This is a genomic window from Arthrobacter sp. alpha11c (genome assembly GCF_054149985.1).
This window is the reverse complement of the sequence record NZ_CP196747.1, coordinates 3,034,785-3,054,610: the sequence shown is the minus strand read 5'-3', so window position 1 is coordinate 3,054,610 and position 19,826 is coordinate 3,034,785. Positions and strand designations below refer to the sequence as shown.

General features: G+C 60.8%; 18 protein-coding genes. 12 read left to right on the top strand and 6 right to left on the bottom strand.

Annotated elements, in window-relative coordinates; translation table 11 throughout:
• Window positions 1-47: 47 nt before the first annotated feature.
• Complete coding sequence (locus ACTAQJ_RS13890; RefSeq protein WP_498702198.1) at window positions 48-1,076, bottom strand: LacI family DNA-binding transcriptional regulator; 1,029 nt, start codon at window positions 1,074-1,076, stop codon at window positions 48-50.
• Window positions 1,077-1,416: 340 nt separating this feature from the next.
• Between ACTAQJ_RS13890 and ACTAQJ_RS13885 the strand changes: the two genes are divergently transcribed.
• From ACTAQJ_RS13885 to ACTAQJ_RS13850, 8 genes are all read left to right on the top strand, one after another.
• Entirely contained in the window at window positions 1,417-2,793 is a 1,377-nt protein-coding gene (locus tag ACTAQJ_RS13885) for an MFS transporter (RefSeq protein ID WP_498696907.1), read from the top strand.
• Between the two features lie 10 nt (window positions 2,794-2,803).
• Entirely contained in the window at window positions 2,804-3,310 is a 507-nt protein-coding gene (locus tag ACTAQJ_RS13880) for a universal stress protein (protein WP_498696906.1), read from the top strand.
• A gap of 191 nt (window positions 3,311-3,501) precedes the next feature.
• Window positions 3,502-4,917, top strand: coding sequence for an NAD(P)H-quinone dehydrogenase (locus ACTAQJ_RS13875; RefSeq protein WP_498696904.1), 1,416 nt, complete (start codon window positions 3,502-3,504; stop codon window positions 4,915-4,917).
• 310 nt (window positions 4,918-5,227) lie between these two features.
• Window positions 5,228-6,718, top strand: coding sequence for an amino acid permease (locus ACTAQJ_RS13870; RefSeq protein WP_498702197.1), 1,491 nt, complete (start codon window positions 5,228-5,230; stop codon window positions 6,716-6,718).
• A gap of 136 nt (window positions 6,719-6,854) precedes the next feature.
• Entirely contained in the window at window positions 6,855-8,093 is a 1,239-nt protein-coding gene (locus tag ACTAQJ_RS13865; protein ID WP_498696902.1) for an ROK family protein, read from the top strand.
• Window positions 8,090-8,341 carry a hypothetical protein gene (locus ACTAQJ_RS13860; RefSeq protein ID WP_498696899.1) on the top strand — a complete coding sequence of 84 codons (252 nt, stop codon included), beginning with the start codon at window positions 8,090-8,092 and terminating at the stop codon, window positions 8,339-8,341. Before ACTAQJ_RS13865 ends, ACTAQJ_RS13860 begins: the two co-directional genes overlap by 4 nt.
• A gap of 209 nt (window positions 8,342-8,550) precedes the next feature.
• Complete coding sequence (locus tag ACTAQJ_RS13855; RefSeq protein ID WP_442018253.1) at window positions 8,551-8,925, top strand: MarR family winged helix-turn-helix transcriptional regulator; 375 nt, start codon at window positions 8,551-8,553, stop codon at window positions 8,923-8,925.
• Complete coding sequence (locus ACTAQJ_RS13850; RefSeq protein ID WP_498696898.1) at window positions 8,922-10,184, top strand: MFS transporter; 1,263 nt, start codon at window positions 8,922-8,924, stop codon at window positions 10,182-10,184. The genes ACTAQJ_RS13855 and ACTAQJ_RS13850 overlap by 4 nt, the downstream gene beginning before the upstream one ends.
• Window positions 10,185-10,186: 2 nt before the next feature.
• Here ACTAQJ_RS13850 and ACTAQJ_RS13845 read toward each other — a convergent pair whose 3' ends face one another.
• The 5 genes from ACTAQJ_RS13845 to ACTAQJ_RS13825 all read right to left on the bottom strand — a co-directional run bounded on the left by ACTAQJ_RS13845 (window position 10,187) and on the right by ACTAQJ_RS13825 (window position 15,924).
• Window positions 10,187-11,536, bottom strand: a complete 1,350-nt coding sequence (locus ACTAQJ_RS13845) for an MFS transporter (protein WP_498696896.1) — start codon at window positions 11,534-11,536, stop codon at window positions 10,187-10,189.
• A 341-nt stretch (window positions 11,537-11,877) separates the two neighbouring features.
• Window positions 11,878-12,837: a carbohydrate kinase family protein gene (locus tag ACTAQJ_RS13840; protein ID WP_498696894.1), complete on the bottom strand. Its 960-nt coding sequence runs from the start codon at window positions 12,835-12,837 to the stop codon at window positions 11,878-11,880.
• Between the two features lie 118 nt (window positions 12,838-12,955).
• Complete coding sequence (locus tag ACTAQJ_RS13835; protein WP_431118005.1) at window positions 12,956-13,750, bottom strand: ATP-binding cassette domain-containing protein; 795 nt, start codon at window positions 13,748-13,750, stop codon at window positions 12,956-12,958.
• Window positions 13,747-14,793, bottom strand: coding sequence for an ABC transporter permease (locus tag ACTAQJ_RS13830; protein ID WP_498696892.1), 1,047 nt, complete (start codon window positions 14,791-14,793; stop codon window positions 13,747-13,749). The genes ACTAQJ_RS13835 and ACTAQJ_RS13830 overlap by 4 nt, the downstream gene beginning before the upstream one ends.
• A gap of 18 nt (window positions 14,794-14,811) precedes the next feature.
• Window positions 14,812-15,924, bottom strand: a complete 1,113-nt coding sequence (locus ACTAQJ_RS13825; RefSeq protein ID WP_442018182.1) for a substrate-binding domain-containing protein — start codon at window positions 15,922-15,924, stop codon at window positions 14,812-14,814.
• 177 nt (window positions 15,925-16,101) lie between these two features.
• On the opposite strand from ACTAQJ_RS13825, the gene ACTAQJ_RS13820 reads away from it, so the two are divergent.
• The 4 genes from ACTAQJ_RS13820 to ACTAQJ_RS13805 all read left to right on the top strand — a co-directional run bounded on the left by ACTAQJ_RS13820 (window position 16,102) and on the right by ACTAQJ_RS13805 (window position 19,729).
• Window positions 16,102-17,100, top strand: a complete 999-nt coding sequence (locus ACTAQJ_RS13820) for a LacI family DNA-binding transcriptional regulator (protein ID WP_498696890.1) — start codon at window positions 16,102-16,104, stop codon at window positions 17,098-17,100.
• A 39-nt stretch (window positions 17,101-17,139) separates the two neighbouring features.
• Window positions 17,140-17,433, top strand: a complete 294-nt coding sequence (locus ACTAQJ_RS13815; RefSeq protein ID WP_498696889.1) for a putative quinol monooxygenase — start codon at window positions 17,140-17,142, stop codon at window positions 17,431-17,433.
• 30 nt (window positions 17,434-17,463) lie between these two features.
• Window positions 17,464-18,606: an App1 family protein phosphatidate phosphatase gene (locus tag ACTAQJ_RS13810; protein WP_498696887.1), complete on the top strand. Its 1,143-nt coding sequence runs from the start codon at window positions 17,464-17,466 to the stop codon at window positions 18,604-18,606.
• 154 nt (window positions 18,607-18,760) lie between these two features.
• On the top strand, window positions 18,761-19,729 hold the full coding sequence (locus tag ACTAQJ_RS13805) for an alpha/beta hydrolase (RefSeq protein ID WP_431118013.1): 969 nt from the start codon (window positions 18,761-18,763) through the stop codon (window positions 19,727-19,729).
• Window positions 19,730-19,826 lie beyond the last annotated feature (97 nt).

Below are 19,826 nucleotides of genomic sequence, written 5' to 3'. Positions count from 1 at the left end.
TCAAGAGCGGTGTGCCACATCGCTCTTGACTGGCCAACAAACCTCTTTTAGAGAGATGGTCGGCCGGGTGGGACAGGCACTTTGCCGGCGCTGCCGCGTTCAGCTAGTTCGGGCCTGAGGAGCTTCTGAAGCGTGGCGGGCTCGTTGCCATGAAGCAGCCGAACGAGATAGTTGACCGCTTGCTTGGCCAACTCACTGTGGTTTGGCGAAAAACTTGTTAAATTGGGATGGCTCGTCCGCGCGCCATCGTCGCTGCTATTCAGGCCTACCAATGACAAATCCCGTGGAATGCGGAGTCCATGCTCAGCCGCGGCGGCCATGAAACCGGGAACGGCAGGCTCATTGAACGTCAGAAGGGCCGTCATCCGCGGCGCCTTTTTCCGGATCTCCTCAAAAGCTTTCCAGCCGTCATTAAATGTTGGAGGGACTGTGAATACAGGCATTCGGACGCCCCTTGCCTCGGCAGCCTCCAGCACGGCATCCTGCATTCGAACCATCGGTCCTTGACCGGCATCCAGTTCTTCCTGGGACCTCGTCAAGAAGGCTAACTCGGTGTGGCCAAGTCCCAGGACATAGTCGAGGGCCATGTTTCCGGCGGCGTCGAAGTCCGCATCAACGAAAGCCTGTGGCTGGTGGCCTCCCGTGCGACCGATTGTGGTGAAGGGAAGATGGGAATCCAGCAGGAACGACACCCGCTCGTCGACGGTTCGCACTTCCATCAGCACCACGCCCTCGACGATTCCCTGGTTGACCACCTTGCGCAGTTCCTCCACATCATTCGCACTGTAAGGCCACAGCAGGAGGTGGTAGCCCTCGCTGCGGGCCTGCTGGGAAGCCGCTTGGATGTACTCAAAATCGGTGAGGCTAAAGCCAACCTCGCCGATCGGAAAGCTCAAGGCGATGATTCCGGTGCGTTTGCCGGCCAGGCCCTGCGCCAAAGCGTTGGGGGTGTAATGAAGATCCTGCATTGCCTGCAGCACCTGTTGACGTGTCTGGTCCGATATCGGGCGTGTGCCGCTCAAAACGTAGGAGACCGTGCTCCTGGATACACCAGCAAGACGGGCAACGTCCGCCATTGTGGCCAAGTGTGTCTCCTCCGATCCGCGTTGGGCAAACGCTGCCGGAGTCCTGCGTCCGACCAAATGTCATCTTGCCCAAAACAGCATATCGCCGGACGGTATGGATGGGGTGCAAGGCAAGCCCCTGCGGGATCCAGTAGAAACCACTTTGAAGTCCGCTACATCCCATCCCAACCGCAACACTGACGTCACACTCCGTGTGACTGTTGACACTCTTTTGGATTGTCCTTACTGTGAGTTGACGCGCGTCGACGAAGCGCGTCGACGCCCTAGGCAATGTGGCCGTTTGGGTCCGGCGAATGGTCTCCGGGCCCTTGAGAGTGAGAAGGAATCGCGTATGAGTTCGATCAACGAGCAGTCCAGCGTGCAACAAGTGGCTGTCGGCCGGCGGAAGCCGCTGATGAACATGAAGCAGATCCTGCTGATGAATGTGGGATTCTTCGGAATCCAGTACAGCTTCGGGATGCAGCAGACCGCCATCAACCCTGTTTACGAGTTCCTCGGTGCCAACCCCGCCGACTTGCCCATCCTCAACCTCGCCGGGCCGATCACCGGCCTGCTTATCCAGCCCCTCATTGGGGCCCTGTCGGACCGTACGTGGAGTCCTCGTTGGGGCCGCCGCAAGCCGTTCTTCCTGCTCGGGGCCATTGGCTGCAGCCTCTGCCTATTCCTGTTCCCCTTTGTCACCGCGGTCTGGCTGGCGGTGCTGCTGCTCTGGATCCTGGACGCAAGCAACAACACGGCGATGGAACCCTACCGTGCCTTCATTGCCGACAAGCTCCCTCCGTCCCAGCTGGGTAAGGGCTTCCTCGCCCAAGCATTCTTCACCGGCCTTGGCATCACTTTGGCCAACATTTCCCTGTTCGTCTTCCAGCAATTCATCGAAGGGGCCACCGAGGCCGGCATCCCGTATTGGGTGGTGGGCTCATTCATGCTTGGCGCCGTTTGTTCGATCGGCACCGTGCTCGTCTCGGTGCTGACGACGAAGGAGATCCCGCCAACCGAGGAGGAGCTTGCGGCACTGCGTGCCAAGAAGGGCGGCCTCCTTCCAGCGGTGAAGGAGATCGGGGAGGCGATCCGCGAGATGCCGACCCAGCTGCGCAAGCTCGCTGTCGTATATCTGTTCCAGTGGTACGGCATGGTCTGCTACTGGCAGTTCGTAGCCCTGTCCATAGCCAAGTCAGCGTTCCCCGAGAGCCTGGAGGGCAAGGAGGACGCGGTCGCATGGACCGGCCTGGTTAACGGCTGGTACAACATCATCACGTTCAGTGTTGCCTTCGCCCTGGTTGCCTTCGCGCGGCGCAGGGGCGCCAAGATGGTTCACTGCGTCTGCCTTTTGCTGGCCGCGGTCGGGCTGACGATCTTCCCATTCATCGACAACAAGTACCTGCTTTTCATCCCGATCATCGGCCTTGGCATCGCCTGGGCCTCCATCATGGGAGTGCCCTACATCATGGCCGTCCGGATGATTCCCTCAACCCGTTACGGCGTCTACATGGGCATCATCAACATGATGATCGTTGTACCCATGCTCATCCAGTCCGTGACCTTCGGCTGGATATATGAACACCTCTTGGGAGCAAACCCAAACAACGCCATCGTGTTTGCCGGCGTGCTCCTCGGCCTGGCTGCGGTCGCCATGCTTTGGATCAAGGAACCCCCTACTATTCGCGACGTCGATGAAGTTAACTACGCGCCGTCGGCCGGACACTGAGGAGATAGCCATGGCTATGAAGGACTACCGCACAATCGTCGTCGGGACGGATGGATCCGCGCTCGCCGGCCCCGTTGTCGCACGAGCCGCCTGGCTTGCAGTGCGGGACGACGCCGATCTGGTCATCGTCTGCGCATACGCCCGTGTTCCCCGTCGGGCCGAGGCAATCAGCGTGCACACTCTTGGTGGCGACCCACGCAGCGGGCAGGTCCTCGGCCGCGAGTCGGCCGCCCTTGCCGTCGAGAGTGCCATGGCCACGGCCAGGGAAGAGGGTGCGACGGTCTCGGCCACCCTCCTCGTAGATGGCGAGCCCGCCACCGCGCTCATGACCACTGCTCAAGAGCGGTCTGCTGATCTCATCGTCCTCGGTGCCATTCATGATCGCTCGCTGGCAGATCGGCTGCTCGGTACGGTGGCCACCGAGGTTGTGAAGAGGGCAGCCTGCGATGTTCTGGTGGTTCGCCCAACGGATGACGATGGCGACCTCGAAGTGCCTGAAGACTCCACGGCGACATAATGGCCGGGCTGCGGCTACAGCCTGGTCGCATGACTTGGCTGTAGCCGCAGCTTTCGTCCTCCTTATGGGGGCGGATAAACCGGGAAAAATATGAATTACCGTGCTTAGTAATTTTCGAATCATAATTCCGCAGTCACTAACCAGATGAACCCCGCTACGGTTCACACGCGTCCACGAGAATAGAAGTTTTTATGACTACGCAATCTGTCCTGAGTTCACCCCGTATTGCAATTCTCGGTGGGGGACCAGGTGGTTATGAAGCTGCTATGGTGGCCGCCTCCCTCGGCGCACAAGTCACCGTCATCGAACGCGCCGGCCTCGGTGGCTCGGCGGTACTCACAGACGTAGTCCCCTCCAAGACTCTGATTGCGACAGCAGACCTGATAACGCGCGTCGGAGAGGCTGAAGAGTTAGGGGTCAAGTTCGACGTCGACGGCATCGGATGCACTCCCACGCTGCATGCGGACCTCAAGCACATCAACCACCGAGTACTGTCACTGGCCCAACAGCAGTCGGCTGACATCCGAAGGGGCCTTGAAAGCGTGGGTGTCCGCGTTCTCATGGGTTCCGGCAGGCTGTTGGACAACCACAGGATCGAGGTCCTGGGAACCGACGGCATCCAAATTGTGGAAGCCGATGCCATACTCCTTGCAGTGGGCGCCCATCCTCGAGAACTGTCCACAGCCCGTCCCGACGGTGAGCGAATCCTCAACTGGGCCCAGCTATACAACCTTGAGGAATTGCCTGAGGAACTCATCGTGATCGGCTCGGGTGTGACCGGTGCCGAGTTCGCCTCCGCCTACAACGGGCTAGGGTCCAACGTGACCCTCATTTCCAGCGGGCAGCGCGTCCTGCCAAGGTCGGACAGCGACGCTGCAGAGGTTCTGGAAGGCGTCTTTGAACGCCGTGGAGTCAAGGTCCTCGCCCGGTCCCGCGCTGAGGCCGTGGAACGCACCGGCGACGGAGTGGCCGTCATGTTGGACGATGGCACCAAAGTAACAGGGAGTCACTGTCTGGTATGCGTCGGGTCCATCCCAAACACCAGTGGCATCGGGTTGGAAGTGGCAGGAGTGGACTTGACAGAAAGCGGCCATATTAAGGTGGACGGCGTTTCCCGGACCACTGCCTCAAACATCTACGCGGCGGGTGACTGCACTGGAGTTTTCGCCTTGGCGTCCGTAGCCGCCATGCAGGGACGCATTGCGATAGCTCACATCCTGGGAGACGGCGTAACCCCGCTCAAACTCCACCACGTGGCCTCCAACATCTTCACCTCTCCCGAGATCGCCTCGGTGGGTGTGTCAGAGGAAGACGTCGAAGCTGACAGATATCAGGGCGACGTCATCAAGCTCCCACTGAGCAGCAACGCCCGCGCAAAAATGCGCAACCACAAGGATGGCTTCATCAAGATCATCGCGCGCAAGGGATCGGGCACCGTGATCGGCGGAGTCGTCGTGGGACCGAATGCCTCCGAGTTGATCTTCCCGATCGCCGTTGCGGTAGCGCGGAAGCTGCACGTCGATGACCTGGCAAGCACTTTCACGGTGTACCCATCTCTTACAGGATCAATCGCCGAGGCCGCGCGGCGTTTGCATGTGCACATGTAACAGATTTGCCTTCCCTTTTCCCACCTCCGCTAATGCGCAGTTTCGGCAGTTGCGAATTATCTGAGCATTCCAAGATCGATGCCTTTGGGCTGAAATGGCAACGTCCAAATCATTTTCATGCAGTTGCAATCCTGACACTTAACCCAAGTGAAATGTTTATGAAACAGACCGCACCTAACGTTGAGAGCGCCGGTTAGCCGAATTCTGGCACTACAAATCAATCAAAGGTTTCACATTGTCTAAAACAATAACTCGACAGGATCACGATCCCGCCGAAGACTTTGAAAATGAGCGGGAACGCACCGGGGACTTGGCCCTTGCAACCCAGGATTTCTCCAATGAAGACGCGGGGTATCACAAGACCCTCAAGCCACGGCAGATCCAGATGATCGCAATCGGGGGTGCCATCGGGACCGGGCTGTTCATGGGAGCCGGCGGTCGCCTCCATGGCTCGGGACCAGCTTTGATCCTGGTCTACGCGGTCTGCGGCTTTTTCGCTTTCCTCATCCTCCGTGCGCTCGGTGAATTGGTCCTTCATCGGCCCTCATCAGGATCCTTCATCTCCTACGCCCGCGAGTTCTATGGCGAAAAAATGGCCTTCGCCTCAGGCTGGCTATACTTCCTCAACTGGGCGATGACATCGGTAGTGGATGTCACCGCCGTCGCCCTCTACGTCAAGTTCTGGGCACCCTACTGGGCGCCGCTTCAATCCGTCCCGCAATGGGCCATAGCGCTCGTGGCCCTGGTGGTGGTTCTGGCGCTGAACCTTGTGTCCGTCAAGCTCTTCGGCGAAATGGAATTCTGGTTCGCGCTCATCAAGGTCTCGGCGCTGGTGCTGTTCCTGATCATCGGAGTCTGCTTCCTGCTCTTCGGCGGCCATACCGACATCGGGCCGACCGGCTTCAACATCATGGCGGACAATGGCGGGATGTTCCCCATGGGCGCAGTTGCACCCCTGTTGGCGGTTAGCGGTGTGGTGTTTGCCTACGCCGCCATAGAACTGGTGGGTACGGCTGCGGGCGAGACGGAAAAGCCTAAGGAAGTCATGCCGAAGGCTGTAAACACAGTCGTTTTCCGCATCGGCATATTCTACGTAGGTTCCGTCCTGCTGCTTTCACTGCTGCTGCCCTTCACCGCATACAAGGCGGGAGAATCACCTTTTGTCACATTCTTCACCCACATCGGTTCACAGGATGCAGGAGCAACTTCCGCCTCCATCATGAACTTCGTAGTCCTTACTGCCGCACTCTCAAGCCTCAACGCTGGTCTGTACTCCACTGGCCGTATCCTGCGTTCCATGGCCGTGAACGGGTCTGCCCCGGCATTCACCGCCAAGATGAGCAGACATGGGGTGCCCTATGGCGGCATTCTTCTCACGGCAGTCATCACCCTGCTCGGGGTTGGGCTGAATGCTGCGTTCCCCTCGGAGGCCTTTGAAATCGTGCTGGAGATATCAGCCTTGGGCATCATTGGAGGATGGGCCACCATCATCCTCTGCCAAATGAAGCTCCAGAAATGGGCAAAGGAAGGGAAACTTGAACGCCCAGCCTTCAGACTCATCGGCGCACCTTTCACGTCTTACCTGACTCTCGCATTCCTGCTCTTTGTCCTGGTAACCATGGGCTTCTCGGACACCGGACGCTGGGTCCTCTCGTCCCTGGTGGTACTGGTTCCCGCCTTGGTGGTCGGCTGGTTCGCAGCACGCAAGAGCATCTATCGCGCCGCACAGGAGCGTGCTGGTTATACCGGGGCGTTTCCAGTGGTAGCTGAACGCCCCGCCATCGACGCCGCCAGAAAGTAGCTGTCCGCGCAGCGTAGGGGCCCGACGACGATGCCGGACCGATCGCCGTCGGGCCCCTACGAGGAGTTCCCCCTTTTTCATCAATAAGAATTCGTCGTTCATGCCTGGGGACGTATTCGTCAGAGAGGTCAACAGCATGCCTTCCGTGATCCCGGGACCGGAGCCGAAGTTGCTGCGCAGAGTAAGCGCCAGCGCTGTCCTTGGCTTCATGCGCACGTCTCGTGTTGTGACAGTGACCGAGATCATGAATTCAACCGGGCTGGCACGCGCTACCGCCATATCCGTTTGCGAGGAACTTATGGAACGGGGCTGGATCCGTGAGTTGGAGAATCAGCGGGTCTCCGGGCAGTATCAGAAAGGCCGTCCCGCCCGAAGGTTTGAATTTCTTGAAAGCGCCGGATTCGTTCTGGGTTTAGACGTGGGAATGGCAAAGGTCACCGCCGTGGTATCAAACCTCCGGGGGGAAACTGTAGGACAATCCAGCCTGCCCTTCCCTGGCATCCAGATCACCGCCGTGGAGCACGTCCCGGACGTCCACCTTACTGCCGCGGAACGTATTGAAGTCATCAACCAAGCGGCAATGACAGCACTCGAAGGCGCAGATGCTTCTGCTGGCGCTGTGCTCGCCGTGACGGTCGGAATAGCAGCACCCGTTGACCGAAATGGTGAGGTATTGGCCTCACAACATTTTTGGGAGCTGTTCGACTTGGACATCAAATCTGCTTTCAAAGATCGCCATGGATGGACTGTGCTGCTGGAAAATGATGCAAACCTTGCTGCCTTGGGTGAACGTTGGTGCGGTGAAGCTGCGGGAGTCGACGACGTCGTGGTGATCCTCTCCGGTGAACGATTCGGAGCTGGAGTCATTGACGCCGGGAAGCTCCTTCACGGCAGGAACGGGGCGGCCGGGGAGCTGGCCTTCCTTAAAAGGGTCCAGGGCGTGGGCAACACCTTCGGGATCGCCCTCATGGCCAAGACCTGGGCCGCTGAAGCCCTTGCCGGCAACGCCAAGTCTTCACTGAGAGAGTACGCCTGCGCGCAAATCGACGCCGAGCACGTTTTTGCGGCCGCGGCAGACGGGGACGAACTTGCACAAGGTATTTTGGACCGCCTCGCCGACAGAATGGCTAGAGTCATCGGAGCCGTGGCAACCATACTCAACCCTGAACTTTTGGTCATTGGCGGAGCGGTGGCAAAATCCGCCGGAGTACTGCTGCAACCCATCGCGGAACGACTCGACGAATTTACCGCGACCCCACCCCGCCTCGCTGTGTCCCGCTTGGGAGAGGCAATAGTTGCGGTTGGGGCTATCAGAAGCGCCTTGGACTACGTCGAGAAAAATAGCCTGGATCTTGAACTGCGGGTGCGGACATGACCACCTCAACGGCCACCCCCGGCTACTCCCTCCCGGAAACCGCACCATCATCCGAATCCACCAAATTGGTCATCACCGTCTTCATAACGCAGGCTGCGGATGGGCAATTGACACTTGCCTTCGATAACTATCCGGGACTCTCCGCCATAGCCGGAAGCTTCGCCGACATCCCTGAAGTAGCGGGCCGTGCCGCAGCCGGCCACACCGGCAAGCCTCAAGGCAACTTCGCCGTCCACATTCGGTTCTGAACCCGGGCCCAAAGCGGCGGTCTTCGAAGAGGCATGCACCATTGCGTGGACAGCCTGCCGGGAGAGGAGCATAATAGTTAGCGGAGCTAATTAGCACTGCTAACTATTATGCCAACCTCAGGAGGCGCCTCCCAGTGACCGCAGCTATTAACGACGGGCCGGCGGAGATTCAAGCTGACGTTCTTGCCATTGATCTTCGAACCGCAGTGATGCGAACATCCCGCAGGCTGCGCATCGAAGCCACTGGCGAGGTCATTACCCCCGGGCAGTACACGGTGCTCGCCCACCTTAACTCCGGCTCGCAGACGCTGCGGGAATTGGCCGAACTGGAGCACGTCCAGGCGCCGTCGATGACCCGGATCGTGAACGCCTTGTCCGGGCAAGGTTTCGTGTCACGGCAGGCAAACCCCGAAGATGGCCGGCAGGTCCACATCAGTATTACCCCCGCTGGCCAGGAAGTTCTGGCCGAGGCCCGAAGCCAACGGACTGCCTGGCTGGCCCAGCGCGTGGCAGGACTCAGCGAGGAGGATCGGCTGACGCTCAGCCGGGCCGCGCACATCATGCAGGAGATGAGCGCCAAGTGAGTGCCATGTTCCGTGCCCTCGAGAGTCCCAATTACCGGCTCTGGGCTGGTGGTGCGCTGGTGTCCAACGTCGGCACCTGGATGCAGAGGGTGGCACAGGACTGGCTGGTCCTGACGGTCCTCACAAATCACTCCGGTACGGCAGTCGGCATCACCACAGCACTGCAATTCCTGCCCATGCTCCTGCTTGGACCCTACGCGGGCGTCCTGGCGGACCGTTATCGCAAGCGCGTGATCCTCCTCTGGACGCAAACGGCGATGGGAATCTGCGGGCTGATCGTTGGCCTTCTGGTGGTAGCGGGTGTGGCCCAGTTGTGGCACGTCTATCTCGCCGCGCTTGCCTTGGGGTTGGCTGCGGCCATTGACGGCCCGGCCCGTCAAGCGTTCGTGTCAGAACTTGTTGGCCCTGACAAGCTCTCCAACGCAGTGGCCCTGAACTCGGCGTCCTTCAACAGCGCCAGGCTGACCGGGCCTGCCATCGCCGGTGTGCTCATCGCGTGGATCGGCACGGGCCCGGTGTTCCTTCTCAACGCAGCGAGCTTTGCGGCCGTCATCGTTTCCCTCGGCCGGGTTAAGGCATCGGAGTTGGAGCCAGCAACGCCAGTGGCCCGCGGCAAGCACCAATTAGCCGAGGGTCTCCACTATGTGCGTCAACGCCCGGACCTGGTCCTCATTTTGCTGATGGTGGGCCTCCTGGGTGCCTTTGGCATGAACTTCCAGGTGACTAATTCCTTGATGTCCACAGCGGAGTTTGGGATGGGGCCGGAGGCGTTTGGTCTCCTGGGCTCCATCATGGCGGTGGGAACGCTCGCGGGTGCGTTGCTTGCGGCCCGAAGGACCGGCCCGAGGCTCCGTTTCATGCTGGGTGGCGCACTGAGTCTCGGGGCCTTTACTGTCCTGGCGAGCATCTCGCCGTCGTTCTGGGTCTACGCCGCAGTACTTGTTCCGGTAGGGCTGGCGTCCATCACGTTCCTGAACAGTTGCAACACCACCATTCAGTTGTCCGTTGAGCCCCAATTCCGTGGACGCGTCCTCGCCCTGTACTTGGCCATCCTGCAAGGCGGCACGGCAATCGGAGCACCCCTTATGGGCTGGATCGGCACGGAATTCGGGGCCCGCTGGGCTGTGGCATCCGGCGGCGTGGTGGTCCTTTTGACCGCCGTCGCTTGTGTGATCCTGGTCAGCCGCCGGAGCCAGAAGACGCTCCGTGAACAGGTGCGCAATGCATGGCTGCGGAGGCGGGCAACCCAAGCGTCCTGAGGCTAGCGGGACTCAAGGTCCTCGAGCGTCTTTCCCTTGGTGTCCGATGACAACAGGGTTGCCAGCGCTGAGACGAGGCAGATGCCCAGAGTGGTCAGGCCGATAACCATCGGGATGTTCGCTGATCCGGGAGGCGCCATGGCCGTGAACAGGCTCGGGAAGAACGAGGCGATCATGAGGCCGATGTTTTGCGAGACTGCGAAGCCCGTCACCCGCATCCGCATGGGGAACTGCTCCTGGAAGAACGTGGCGAAGGTGGCGTTCCACATCTGGAACAGGATGCCCTGGACGATCACAACGCAGACGAAGATCAGCGGCAGGCTGCCCTGTTCGATCGCCCACAGGTACACCATGGTCAGCAAGCCGCCGGCTATGCCGCCTGCAACCATGAGTGTCCGCCGGCCAATCCGGTCTGAGAGTGCCCCGAACAACGGGATAGTCACCACTGCGGCTACGTTTGCGGCCATGGTCACCCAGAGGAATTCACTGCTTGAGAAGCCGTTGCCATAGCTCTTCTGGGTTGCGAAGGACACACCGAAGATCAGGGTGGCCATGCCGATGACGTTCGTGAAGGTCATTGCAACGCATCGGACCAGGACCCAGGGGTGGGTGCGCAGGAGGTCTGCGAGGGGGAATCGGCGTTTGGTGCTGGGCTCTTCCGAGTGCGCCAGATAGGCCGGTGGCTCCTGCACGCGGCGGCGGATGATGTACCCGGCCAAAATTACGACGGCGCTGAGGAGGAAGGGCAGCCTCCAACCCCAGGAATGGAACTGGTCATCAGGCAGGAGGGCGGCGAGCGGAATGAGGACAGCCGTGGCGAGGATGGAGCCCACCTGCGTGCCTTGAAGGCTGAAGCTCGCAAAGAAGCCGCGCCTGGCATCGGGGGAGTGCTCCACGATCATCGCGCTGGCACCACCGAGTTCGCCGGCCACCGCGAAGCCCTGGATCAAGCGGAGGATCACCAGCAGGACGGGCGCAAGAAGCCCCACCTGTCCGTAGGTTGGCAGGAGTCCTACCGCGAAAGTAGCGAACCCCATGAGCAGCATTGCGAAGACGAGGACCTTCTTGCGTCCATGCCTGTCACCGTAAGCACCCAGGACCACTGCGCCGAGCGGGCGGGAAACGTATCCCACGGCATAGGTGGCCAGGGAAGCGATGATGCCGACGGTCGGGTTCTCCGTGGGGAAGAAGATCGTGGGGAAAAGCAACGTCGCGGCCAGCGAATAGAGCGCGAAGTCGTAGTACTCCAGCGCGCTTCCGATCCAGCCGCTCATTGCGGCCTTCTTCGGGTCCTTCCGGCCGATGGTCTCGTCCTGGGTGGAAGGGGTATCCCTCCGGTGCGTGACGGTCATTCGCTGAACTCCTTTGTCGCCGTTGGCAAGGAACAAAAACTCTTCCAATCCAGGACTGAACAATGCGGTGCTCATTCAGCATGAGGAAGGTTACGTGTGGGTTGACCCCACTCTTGAATCGATTCATTAATAATACGATGTGACCTGCGATACGTCAAAGGTCGCTGTGGTCAAAGGCCACTGTGGAGGGATTGTCAGGCAGCCCAGGGAAACGCACGACGGCGGCAGGTCGCACACGGTTCCCAAGGAACCGTTGGTTCCTCGGAACCGAAACGCGACCAGCCGCCGTCGTGATTTAGCCGTTTGTTCAGGAAGTCAGGCCATCAGGAGAGAGATCTTGGTTACGGCGCAACAGCAAGCTTCCCGCTGAGGGACATGCCCAACCTTGCCTGCAGTTCTGAAACAGTGGGCGGGTTGGCGCCGGAGCGGCTGACGGTGATTGCTGCGGCCATGGAGGCAGTTTTTCCGATGACTTCCAGAGCTCCCGGCGCAAATCCTTCTTCGCCCTCTGCCAAAAGGCCGAAGATGAGGGCAGACATATAGGAGTCGCCGGCGCCGATGGTGTCAGCAACCTGCGTTTTCACGGAGGGGATGCTGAGCTTCGCGCTTTGCGTGGCGAGGAGGGCGCCGTCAGCGCCCATGGTGATGACAGCAAGGCGGGCTCCCTGCGCGAGCAAGCGGGACGTGACCTCGTCCGGAGACGCCGTCGGGTAGAGCCAGTGGGCATCTTCGTCGCTGAGTTTTACGACGTCCGTGAGCGGGAGCAGGTCCTCGAAGACACTCTTTGCCTCGGCGTGGCTGCCAAGCAGGGCAGGGCGGATATTGGGGTCATACGTGACCAGGCACGACTTGTGGCCTTGCTCGAGAAGGGAGCGGACGGTGGAGGCTCCCGGGGCCAGGAATGTGGCGATGGATCCTGTGTGCAGGACTTTCGGGATCATGGCCGGCGCAACGGGGGCCAGTTCCCAGGCGATGTCGAACTCGTAGCTGGCCGAGCCGTCAGCTGCGAGTGTTGCGGTAGCGGTGGCTGTGTGTTCAAGGGATGTTGAACCCGGAAGAAGCCGGACGCCCGCGCTCTGGAGGTGGCTGGCGATGGCATTTCCGTGGTCGTCTTCGCCGATTGCTGTGAGCAGCCCCGTGGATACGCCGAGCCGGCCAAGGCCATAGGCGACATTCGCCGGCGATCCCCCTGGATAGCTGATGGTTCCTTCGGGGGTGTGAACGATGTCGATCAGGGCTTCGCCGATAACAACAACATCCAGCTGGTCTTGGGCGGAGGTGCCGGGGGGAGGCTTATGCATCTCGGTTCTTTCGTCGGTACCGGCTGGACGGCCGGGTGTGGATCCGTCCGCGGACCTGTGGGCAGGTCCGCGGACGGAGAAGGGGGTTCCGTGTGGAACGGAAGGTGCGGGGCGCCGGTCAGGCTTTGGCCGCACCTGTCATGATGGCGACGGCGTCGGTCATGGTGTGGGATTGCGGGGTGATGGTGGCCGCGCATTTACCCAGGCGCTGGATGTGGATCCGGTCGGCCACATCAAACACGTGGGGCATGTTGTGGCTGATCAGGATGACAGGCAGGCCGCGGTCACGAAGGTCGCGGACCAACTGCAGTACCTGGTTCGATTCACGAACGCCCAGTGCCGCCGTCGGTTCGTCAAGAACAACCACCTTGGATCCGAATGCCGCCGCACGGGCAACGGCGACGGCCTGGCGCTGGCCGCCGGAAAGGTTCTCCACCGGCACAGTGACGTCCTGCAGGGTGGAAATGCCCAGCCGGGTCAGTTCTTCCTTGGCCTTCTTGCGCATACCCTTGGTGTCGAGCATCCGGAAGATGGTCCCGAGGGGCCCGGGAAGACGCTCTTCACGGCCGAGGAACAGGTTGGACGCGACATCGAGGGCCGGCGAGACGGCCAGGTTTTGGTAGACCGTTTCGATGCCGTGGACCCGGGCGTCCTGTGGCCGCTTGAAGTGCACCTGCTGTCCGGATACGAAGATTTCTCCTGTGTCCGGAACTTCGGCGCCGGTGAGGCACTTGATGAGCGTGGACTTACCGGCACCGTTATCGCCGATGATGGCCAGGACTTCGCCGGGGTAGAGATCCAGGTTGACGCCGTCGAGGCCAACCACGCGGCCGAAGGTCTTCACGAGGTTCCTGGCTTTGAGGATGGGCTCGCGGGTTTCGGTGTGTGAGGCTGTAAATTCAGTCATGGTCATGACTTCACCTTTCGGATCCACTGATCGACGGATACGGCGATGATGATCAGGATGCCCACCGCGAGGGTCTGGTAGAGCACGTCCAGGCCAGCGAGGGAGAGTCCGTTGCGGAAGACTCCAACGATCAGCGCTCCGAGCAAGGAACCCCAGATGGAGCCGCGGCCACCGAAGAGGCTGGTTCCGCCAATCACGACGGCGGTGATGGAGTCCAGGTTCAGATCGACGCCGGCGTTGGGGCTTGCGGCGTTGGTACGGCCAATCTGGATCCAGGCGCCGACGGCAAGGACGGCTCCTGCGGCCAGGTAGACACTCATCAGGACGCGGTTGACGGGAATGCCCGCCAGGCGGGCCGCTTCCTTGTCATCGCCCACGGCGTAGAGGTGCCGTCCCCAGGCGGTTTTGCCCAGGATGAAGGCGACGGCGATGTAGAGCAGGAGCATCATGACGACGCCGGTGGAGATCCGGACGGGTCCGATCGGGAAGGTGCTTCCCAGCCAGGTGAGCACACCAGGCATGGCGGATCCGCGGACGGTGCTGCCGCCGGAGTAGAGCAGGGTCAGGGCGATGAAGATGTTCAGGGTTCCCAGCGTGACGATGAACGGCGGGAGCCGGAACCGTGTTACGAGGAAACCGTTCAGTGCACCTGACGCAAGGCCCACGATCAAACCGGCGATGAGTGCCAGTGGACCTGGGACGCCACTGCCAACGGCGATCTGCGCGATCACCATCGAGGACAGGATCATGACTGCGCCGACGGAGAGATCGATGCCGGCGGTCAGGATGATCAGGGTCTGGGCAATGGCCAGGGTTCCGACCACGGCGACCTGCTGGGTGATCAGGGAGAGGTTCTCCACTCGCAGGAAGCGGTCATTGAGGAGTCCGAAGACCACCACCGCGATCAGCAGGACAATGGCCGGGCTGAGGGCGGGGTAGCGGTGAAGGATGTTGCGGATTCTGCTGAGCGGTGTCTGGCGGTCGAGGAATTCCTCGGCCAGATCAGCGTGCCCGGCGCTCGGGGGGCCGGCGGTCTGTTGCTGGGTCACTTTAGGTTGCTCCTGAACTTACTTGCCCCAGCAGATCTGGGAAGCGTCGGTGGTGGTGATGCTCTTCACGCCGTCTGCAGGCTTGTCCGTGACGAGCTCGACGCCGGTGTTGAAGAAGTCCAGGCCCTCAGAGTTGGCAGGCTTCTTGCCGGTCTTTGCGAGGTCAACAATGGCCTTGACGCCAAGCTCGGCCATCTTCACCGGGTACTGCTGTGCCGTGGCGCCGATAACGCCGGACTTGACGTTGTTCACGCCTGAGCAGCCGCCGTCAACGGAGACGATCAGTGCGTCTTTTTCCTTGCCCGCGGATTTCAGTGCTTCGAAGGCACCGGCAGCGGCAGGCTCGTTGATCGTGTAAACGACGTTGATGTTGGGGTTCTTGGCCAGCAGGGTCTCCATGGCGGTACGTCCGCCATCTTCGGCACCCTGGGAAGCCTGGCTGCCGACGATTTCGTACTCGCCACCCTTGCCGCCGGTGTACTTGCCCGTCTTGGCTTCGTCGCCGTTCTTCTTCTTATCGGCAGTGTCGATGCCGAGGCCGGTCAGGAAGCCCTGGTCACGGTTATAGTCAACGGACACAACCTTGTCATCGAAGAGGTCCACAAGTGCGATCACAGCCTTCTTGCCCGCCAGCTGCTGGGCGGTCCACTTGCCGATTAGCTCGCCAGCGGCAAAGTTGTCCGTGGCAAACGTGATGTCAGCGGCATCGGCCGGGTCCGGCGGGGTATCCAGCGCGATGACGAACAAGCCGGCGTCCTTGGCCTTCTTCAGGGCATCCACTACGGACGGGCCGTTGGGGGTGATGAGAATACCCTTGTCGCCCTTGGAGATTGCGTTTTCAATGGCCTGGATCTGGGTGTCTTCGTCGCCGTCGGCCTTGCCTGCGGCAAGCTTGAGATCAACGCCGTCCGCCGCGGCAGCCTTCTTGGCGCCATCCTGCATCGACACAAAGAACGGATTGGACGTGGTCTTCACAATCAGCGAAACGCCGATCTTTTCATCGCTGCTCGCGCTGGACGAAGGCGAGGAGCCGCCGCCGCAGGCAGTCAGGCTTAGCGCGCCCAGCGTCAGTACTGCACCAGCGGCAAGAAGGCGGGTCTTGGCCGACCTCGAGGCTTTGGAACTCAACATTGAAACTCCTGTTTTTTGTGGCTGCTCATGGCGAGTGATTCCCCCATGACAACGTTGTCAGGTAACATGTAACCAAGCTCACACAGTGCAGTCAAGTGTTAATTGAAGTTGAGGAGTAATTCGTTGACAACGATGTCTAATCGTTACCAACCCGATCCTGCGCGCAAGCCCCCAACGATGAAAAACGTCGCTGATCTCGCCGGGGTAGGCATCAAGACGGTCTCAAGGGTGGTGAACGACGAACCAGGCGTTTCGGAGGAAACCCGTCAGCGGGTCCTGCGGGCAACGGAGCAACTTCAGTACCACCTGGACATCACGGCCGGCAGCCTGAAGCGCTCCGGGCGGAAGACCCAATCCATCGGATTGTTGCTTCCGAGTGTGTCCAATCCCTTCAGCGGTGAGATCCACCGCGCCATGGAAGATGCCCTCGGTGAGCGGGGAATTGCTGTCTTTGCCTCGAGCCTGGATGACGACCCGGACCGGGAAAGGAAGCTGATTTCGGCTTTCCTCGGGCGTCGTGTGGATGGTCTTGTGCTGACCACCATCGCCAAGAGCCAGGCGTACATGATTCCGGAGCACTCACGGGATCTGCCTTTGGTGTTCATCGACCGGGAGCCCGTGGGTATCGAGGCGGATGCAGTAGTCACCGATAATGAGGTGGGCGCCGCGGCGGCAGCCGCGCATCTCCTCAAACATGGCCACACGAGACTGGCTTACCTCGGGGACCGGACCGATATCCAGACTGCCGTGAAACGGCGCGCAGGTTTCCTGGACGAGATCGGCAGGGCGGGGATCGCGACGTCCGCCGTTGCGGTCCGCGAGAACCTTCACGACGAGGAAACGGCCCTCAAGGCTGCGCACGAATTGCTCACATCGGAGAACCCACCTACGGCGATATTCTCCAGTCAGAACCTGGTGACTTTCGGTGCCATGCGGGCGCTGAAATCCCTCGGTGTGCAGCACAAAGTCGCCTTGGTCGGATTTGATGATTTCACCCTGGCCGACATGATGGAGCCAGGGGTCACCGTGGTTGCCCAGCACCCTGAACGCATCGGAAAGCTCGCTGCTGAGCGGATTCTTGCAAGGATCGACGGCGACAACCGCCCACCGCAGACGTATATCGTCCCAACGGAACTCATCCCCAGGGGCTCCGGCGAGATACTGCCGCAGAACTGACTAAAAGCAATCCCCACTCAATCGATCAAAGGACTGAACATGACCAAAACCTTGTACGCAGAATTCACCGTCAAGGAAGGCAGCGAAACCAGGGTAGCTGAAATGATGACAGAACTCGCCGGGCACGTCCGCCAGGAACCAGGCAATGTCACGTTCCTGCCCTACACGCGGGAAACCAATCCGCGGGAATATTTCGTGTTCGAGGTCTACTGCGACGAGGAAGCCTTCCAGGCGCACATCAGCGCAGAATACGGCCTAAAGTTCAACGCGGAATTGGCTGATCACATCGAAGGCGACGGATCCGTCCTCACCTGGCTCACGCCCGTATCGTAGCCTTATGCCCGGCCATGCCAGACTGGACGCATGTTTCCCCGTCCTGAGAAACCGCGCATTTTGCCCATGAGCGACGAAGCCCAGCCCCCGACGCCGGGAAGCGGCCTGACGCCCGGAAGCGACAAGGGCCGTCATCTCGCCGTCAGGCTCGACGACGCGTGGCTGAGGTTCCAGACGCGCCTCGCCATCCGGCGGGGTCGAGTGGAAACGGTCATCCCGTACACCGGTTACGGCACTACGTCCTGGGTTCGGGTGCTGGCTCGGGTTGTCCGCAGCGACCCCCGGGACGCCGCAGGTCATGCCAATCCCCTGCAGGAGAGCATGCGCGGCTGGCGGAACTTCATCAGCGCACCCGTCGCTCATGCAACTGTGCAGGTCACCATTGCAGGCACCGTCCATGACGTCGAAGCCGATCGTGGGGGCGTCGTCGATGTCCGCATTGAGGCTGCCCTGGCTCCCGGCTGGCACACAATCACCCTGCAATCGGGGAGTTCCAGGATCGTTGAGGCTCCGGTGGAAATCGTGGCGGACGACGCCGACTTCGGAGTCGTCTCAGACATTGACGACACCGTGATGGTGACAGCCCTGCCCCGACCGTTCCTGGCAGCTTGGAACACCTTCGTGCTCAATGAGCATGCGAGGACACCGACGCCGGGCATGGCCGTCTTGTACGAGAGGATCGCCAGGACGGCACCGACGGCGCCCGTGCTGTACCTGTCCACCGGTGCCTGGAATGTTGCGCCCACGTTGTCACGGTTCCTGTCCCGCAATCTGTACCCGGCAGGGCCCAAACTGTTGACCGACTGGGGACCCACGCCGGACCGCTGGTTCCGCAGCGGCAGAGAGCACAAGCGGACTTCCCTGGAACGCTTGGCTGAAGAATTTCCCGGCATCAAATGGCTGCTTGTAGGCGACGATGGACAGCACGACGAAGCCATCTATTCCGAATTCGCGCATCGCCACCCGGAGAACGTCAGGGCGATCGCCATCAGGCAGCTCTCAGTGGGTGAAGCAGTGCTCGCAGGCGGCAGGTCGAAGACCGGGGGACAGCCCACGCCGGGAATCCCTTGGATCTATGCTCCGGACGGTGCCGGGATGTCAGCCCAGCTCGAGGAACTGGGCATCATCCATAGCAGCGTGCGTTCAGCGGACGAGCCGGAGCAGGGCGACTGAGATGGATGTTGGATCACGCGGATGAACTTATCCTGACCGCCACATGGCGGTCCTGACCGTTCCCTTTGGGGGCTTTTGGCGGTTAGCTCCGCGGGCAGGCGCGCCTAGGCTTGCTTCAGGTCACGACGAGGTGGCCGAATTTATGGAGGTCAAGATGACATCGGTACATAATGCGCCACCCTTTGACCCCGAGCTCGGGGCGACTCTTGTGGCTTTGGGTGACCTGATCAGTCCCACGCTGACGCCTGACATGATCGAAGGCATGCGGCAGTCCTTCGTGACGGCCCCTATCGAGGATTTATTGGCCAATCGCCCCGTAGAGCACTTTGAACGGACCATTCCAGGCCCCGTCGGGGCTCCAGACCTCATCGTTTCCGTTTTTCGGCGGAAAGACCACGTGGCCAACGGTCCCGGAATCTTCCACATTCATGGCGGTGGAATGGTCCTGGGCGACCGGTTTCTCGGCGCAGATTGGCTCATTGACTGGGTGGAGCTTCTGGACGCAGTTGCTGTCTCTGTTGAATACCGCCTCGCTCCTGAAAACCCGGATCCGGCGCCCGTGGAAGACTGCTACGCCGGCCTGGAATGGGTGGCCGCGAATGCTGCAGGACTGGGCATTGATCCTGGTCGCCTCATTGTTGCCGGTGCGAGCGCAGGTGGAGGGCTTGCTGCCGGTGTTGCCCTGCTGTCACGCGATAGGGGTGGCCCTGAACTGGCCGGTCAGCTCCTGATCTATCCAATGCTCGATGACCGCAATGACACGATCTCCAGTCGCCAAATTGATGGCATCGGCGTGTGGGACAGGACGAGCAACGATACCGGCTGGGACGCACTCCTCGGCGACCGTCGGAAGACAGAGGACGTTTCCATTTACGCGGCGCCGGCCCGGGCGGAGGATCTTTCAAACCTTCCTCCCACTTTCATCGATGTGGCCTCCGCAGAGGTTTTCCGCGACGAAGACGTTGCCTACGCTTCCACCATTTGGGCCTGCGGGGGTGACGCCGAGCTTCACGTGTGGCCTGGCGGCTTCCACGGATTCGATATCTTCTTTCCCCAAGCCGCTCTCTCCGTCGTGGCGAGGGAAGCCCGGACACGGTGGCTCCGACGCATTCTGGACGCCTGAATCCAGGTCCGGCTGCCCGCCATGCATTGCCGCAGCAGCCGGACTGGGCCACCATTAACTTCTTCAAGACCAAAGGTGGCGGGCGATAGTTATGCAA

Coding starts and splice junctions, on each gene's coding strand:
- ACTAQJ_RS13875 (WP_498696904.1), top strand. CDS start 3,502: ATGACTACGCAATCTGTCCTGAGTTCACCCCGTATTGCAATTCTCGGT.
- ACTAQJ_RS13815 (WP_498696889.1), top strand. CDS start 17,140: ATGACCAAAACCTTGTACGCAGAATTCACCGTCAAGGAAGGCAGCGAA.
- ACTAQJ_RS13885 (WP_498696907.1), top strand. CDS start 1,417: ATGAGTTCGATCAACGAGCAGTCCAGCGTGCAACAAGTGGCTGTCGGC.
- ACTAQJ_RS13810 (WP_498696887.1), top strand. CDS start 17,464: ATGTTTCCCCGTCCTGAGAAACCGCGCATTTTGCCCATGAGCGACGAA.
- ACTAQJ_RS13805 (WP_431118013.1), top strand. CDS start 18,761: ATGACATCGGTACATAATGCGCCACCCTTTGACCCCGAGCTCGGGGCG.
- ACTAQJ_RS13880 (WP_498696906.1), top strand. CDS start 2,804: ATGGCTATGAAGGACTACCGCACAATCGTCGTCGGGACGGATGGATCC.
- ACTAQJ_RS13820 (WP_498696890.1), top strand. CDS start 16,102: ATGAAAAACGTCGCTGATCTCGCCGGGGTAGGCATCAAGACGGTCTCA.
- ACTAQJ_RS13865 (WP_498696902.1), top strand. CDS start 6,855: ATGCCTTCCGTGATCCCGGGACCGGAGCCGAAGTTGCTGCGCAGAGTA.
- ACTAQJ_RS13835 (WP_431118005.1), bottom strand. CDS start 13,750: ATGACCATGACTGAATTTACAGCCTCACACACCGAAACCCGCGAGCCC.
- ACTAQJ_RS13845 (WP_498696896.1), bottom strand. CDS start 11,536: ATGACCGTCACGCACCGGAGGGATACCCCTTCCACCCAGGACGAGACC.
- ACTAQJ_RS13890 (WP_498702198.1), bottom strand. CDS start 1,076: ATGGCGGACGTTGCCCGTCTTGCTGGTGTATCCAGGAGCACGGTCTCC.
- ACTAQJ_RS13860 (WP_498696899.1), top strand. CDS start 8,090: ATGACCACCTCAACGGCCACCCCCGGCTACTCCCTCCCGGAAACCGCA.
- ACTAQJ_RS13855 (WP_442018253.1), top strand. CDS start 8,551: ATGCGAACATCCCGCAGGCTGCGCATCGAAGCCACTGGCGAGGTCATT.
- ACTAQJ_RS13825 (WP_442018182.1), bottom strand. CDS start 15,924: ATGTTGAGTTCCAAAGCCTCGAGGTCGGCCAAGACCCGCCTTCTTGCC.
- ACTAQJ_RS13840 (WP_498696894.1), bottom strand. CDS start 12,837: ATGCATAAGCCTCCCCCCGGCACCTCCGCCCAAGACCAGCTGGATGTT.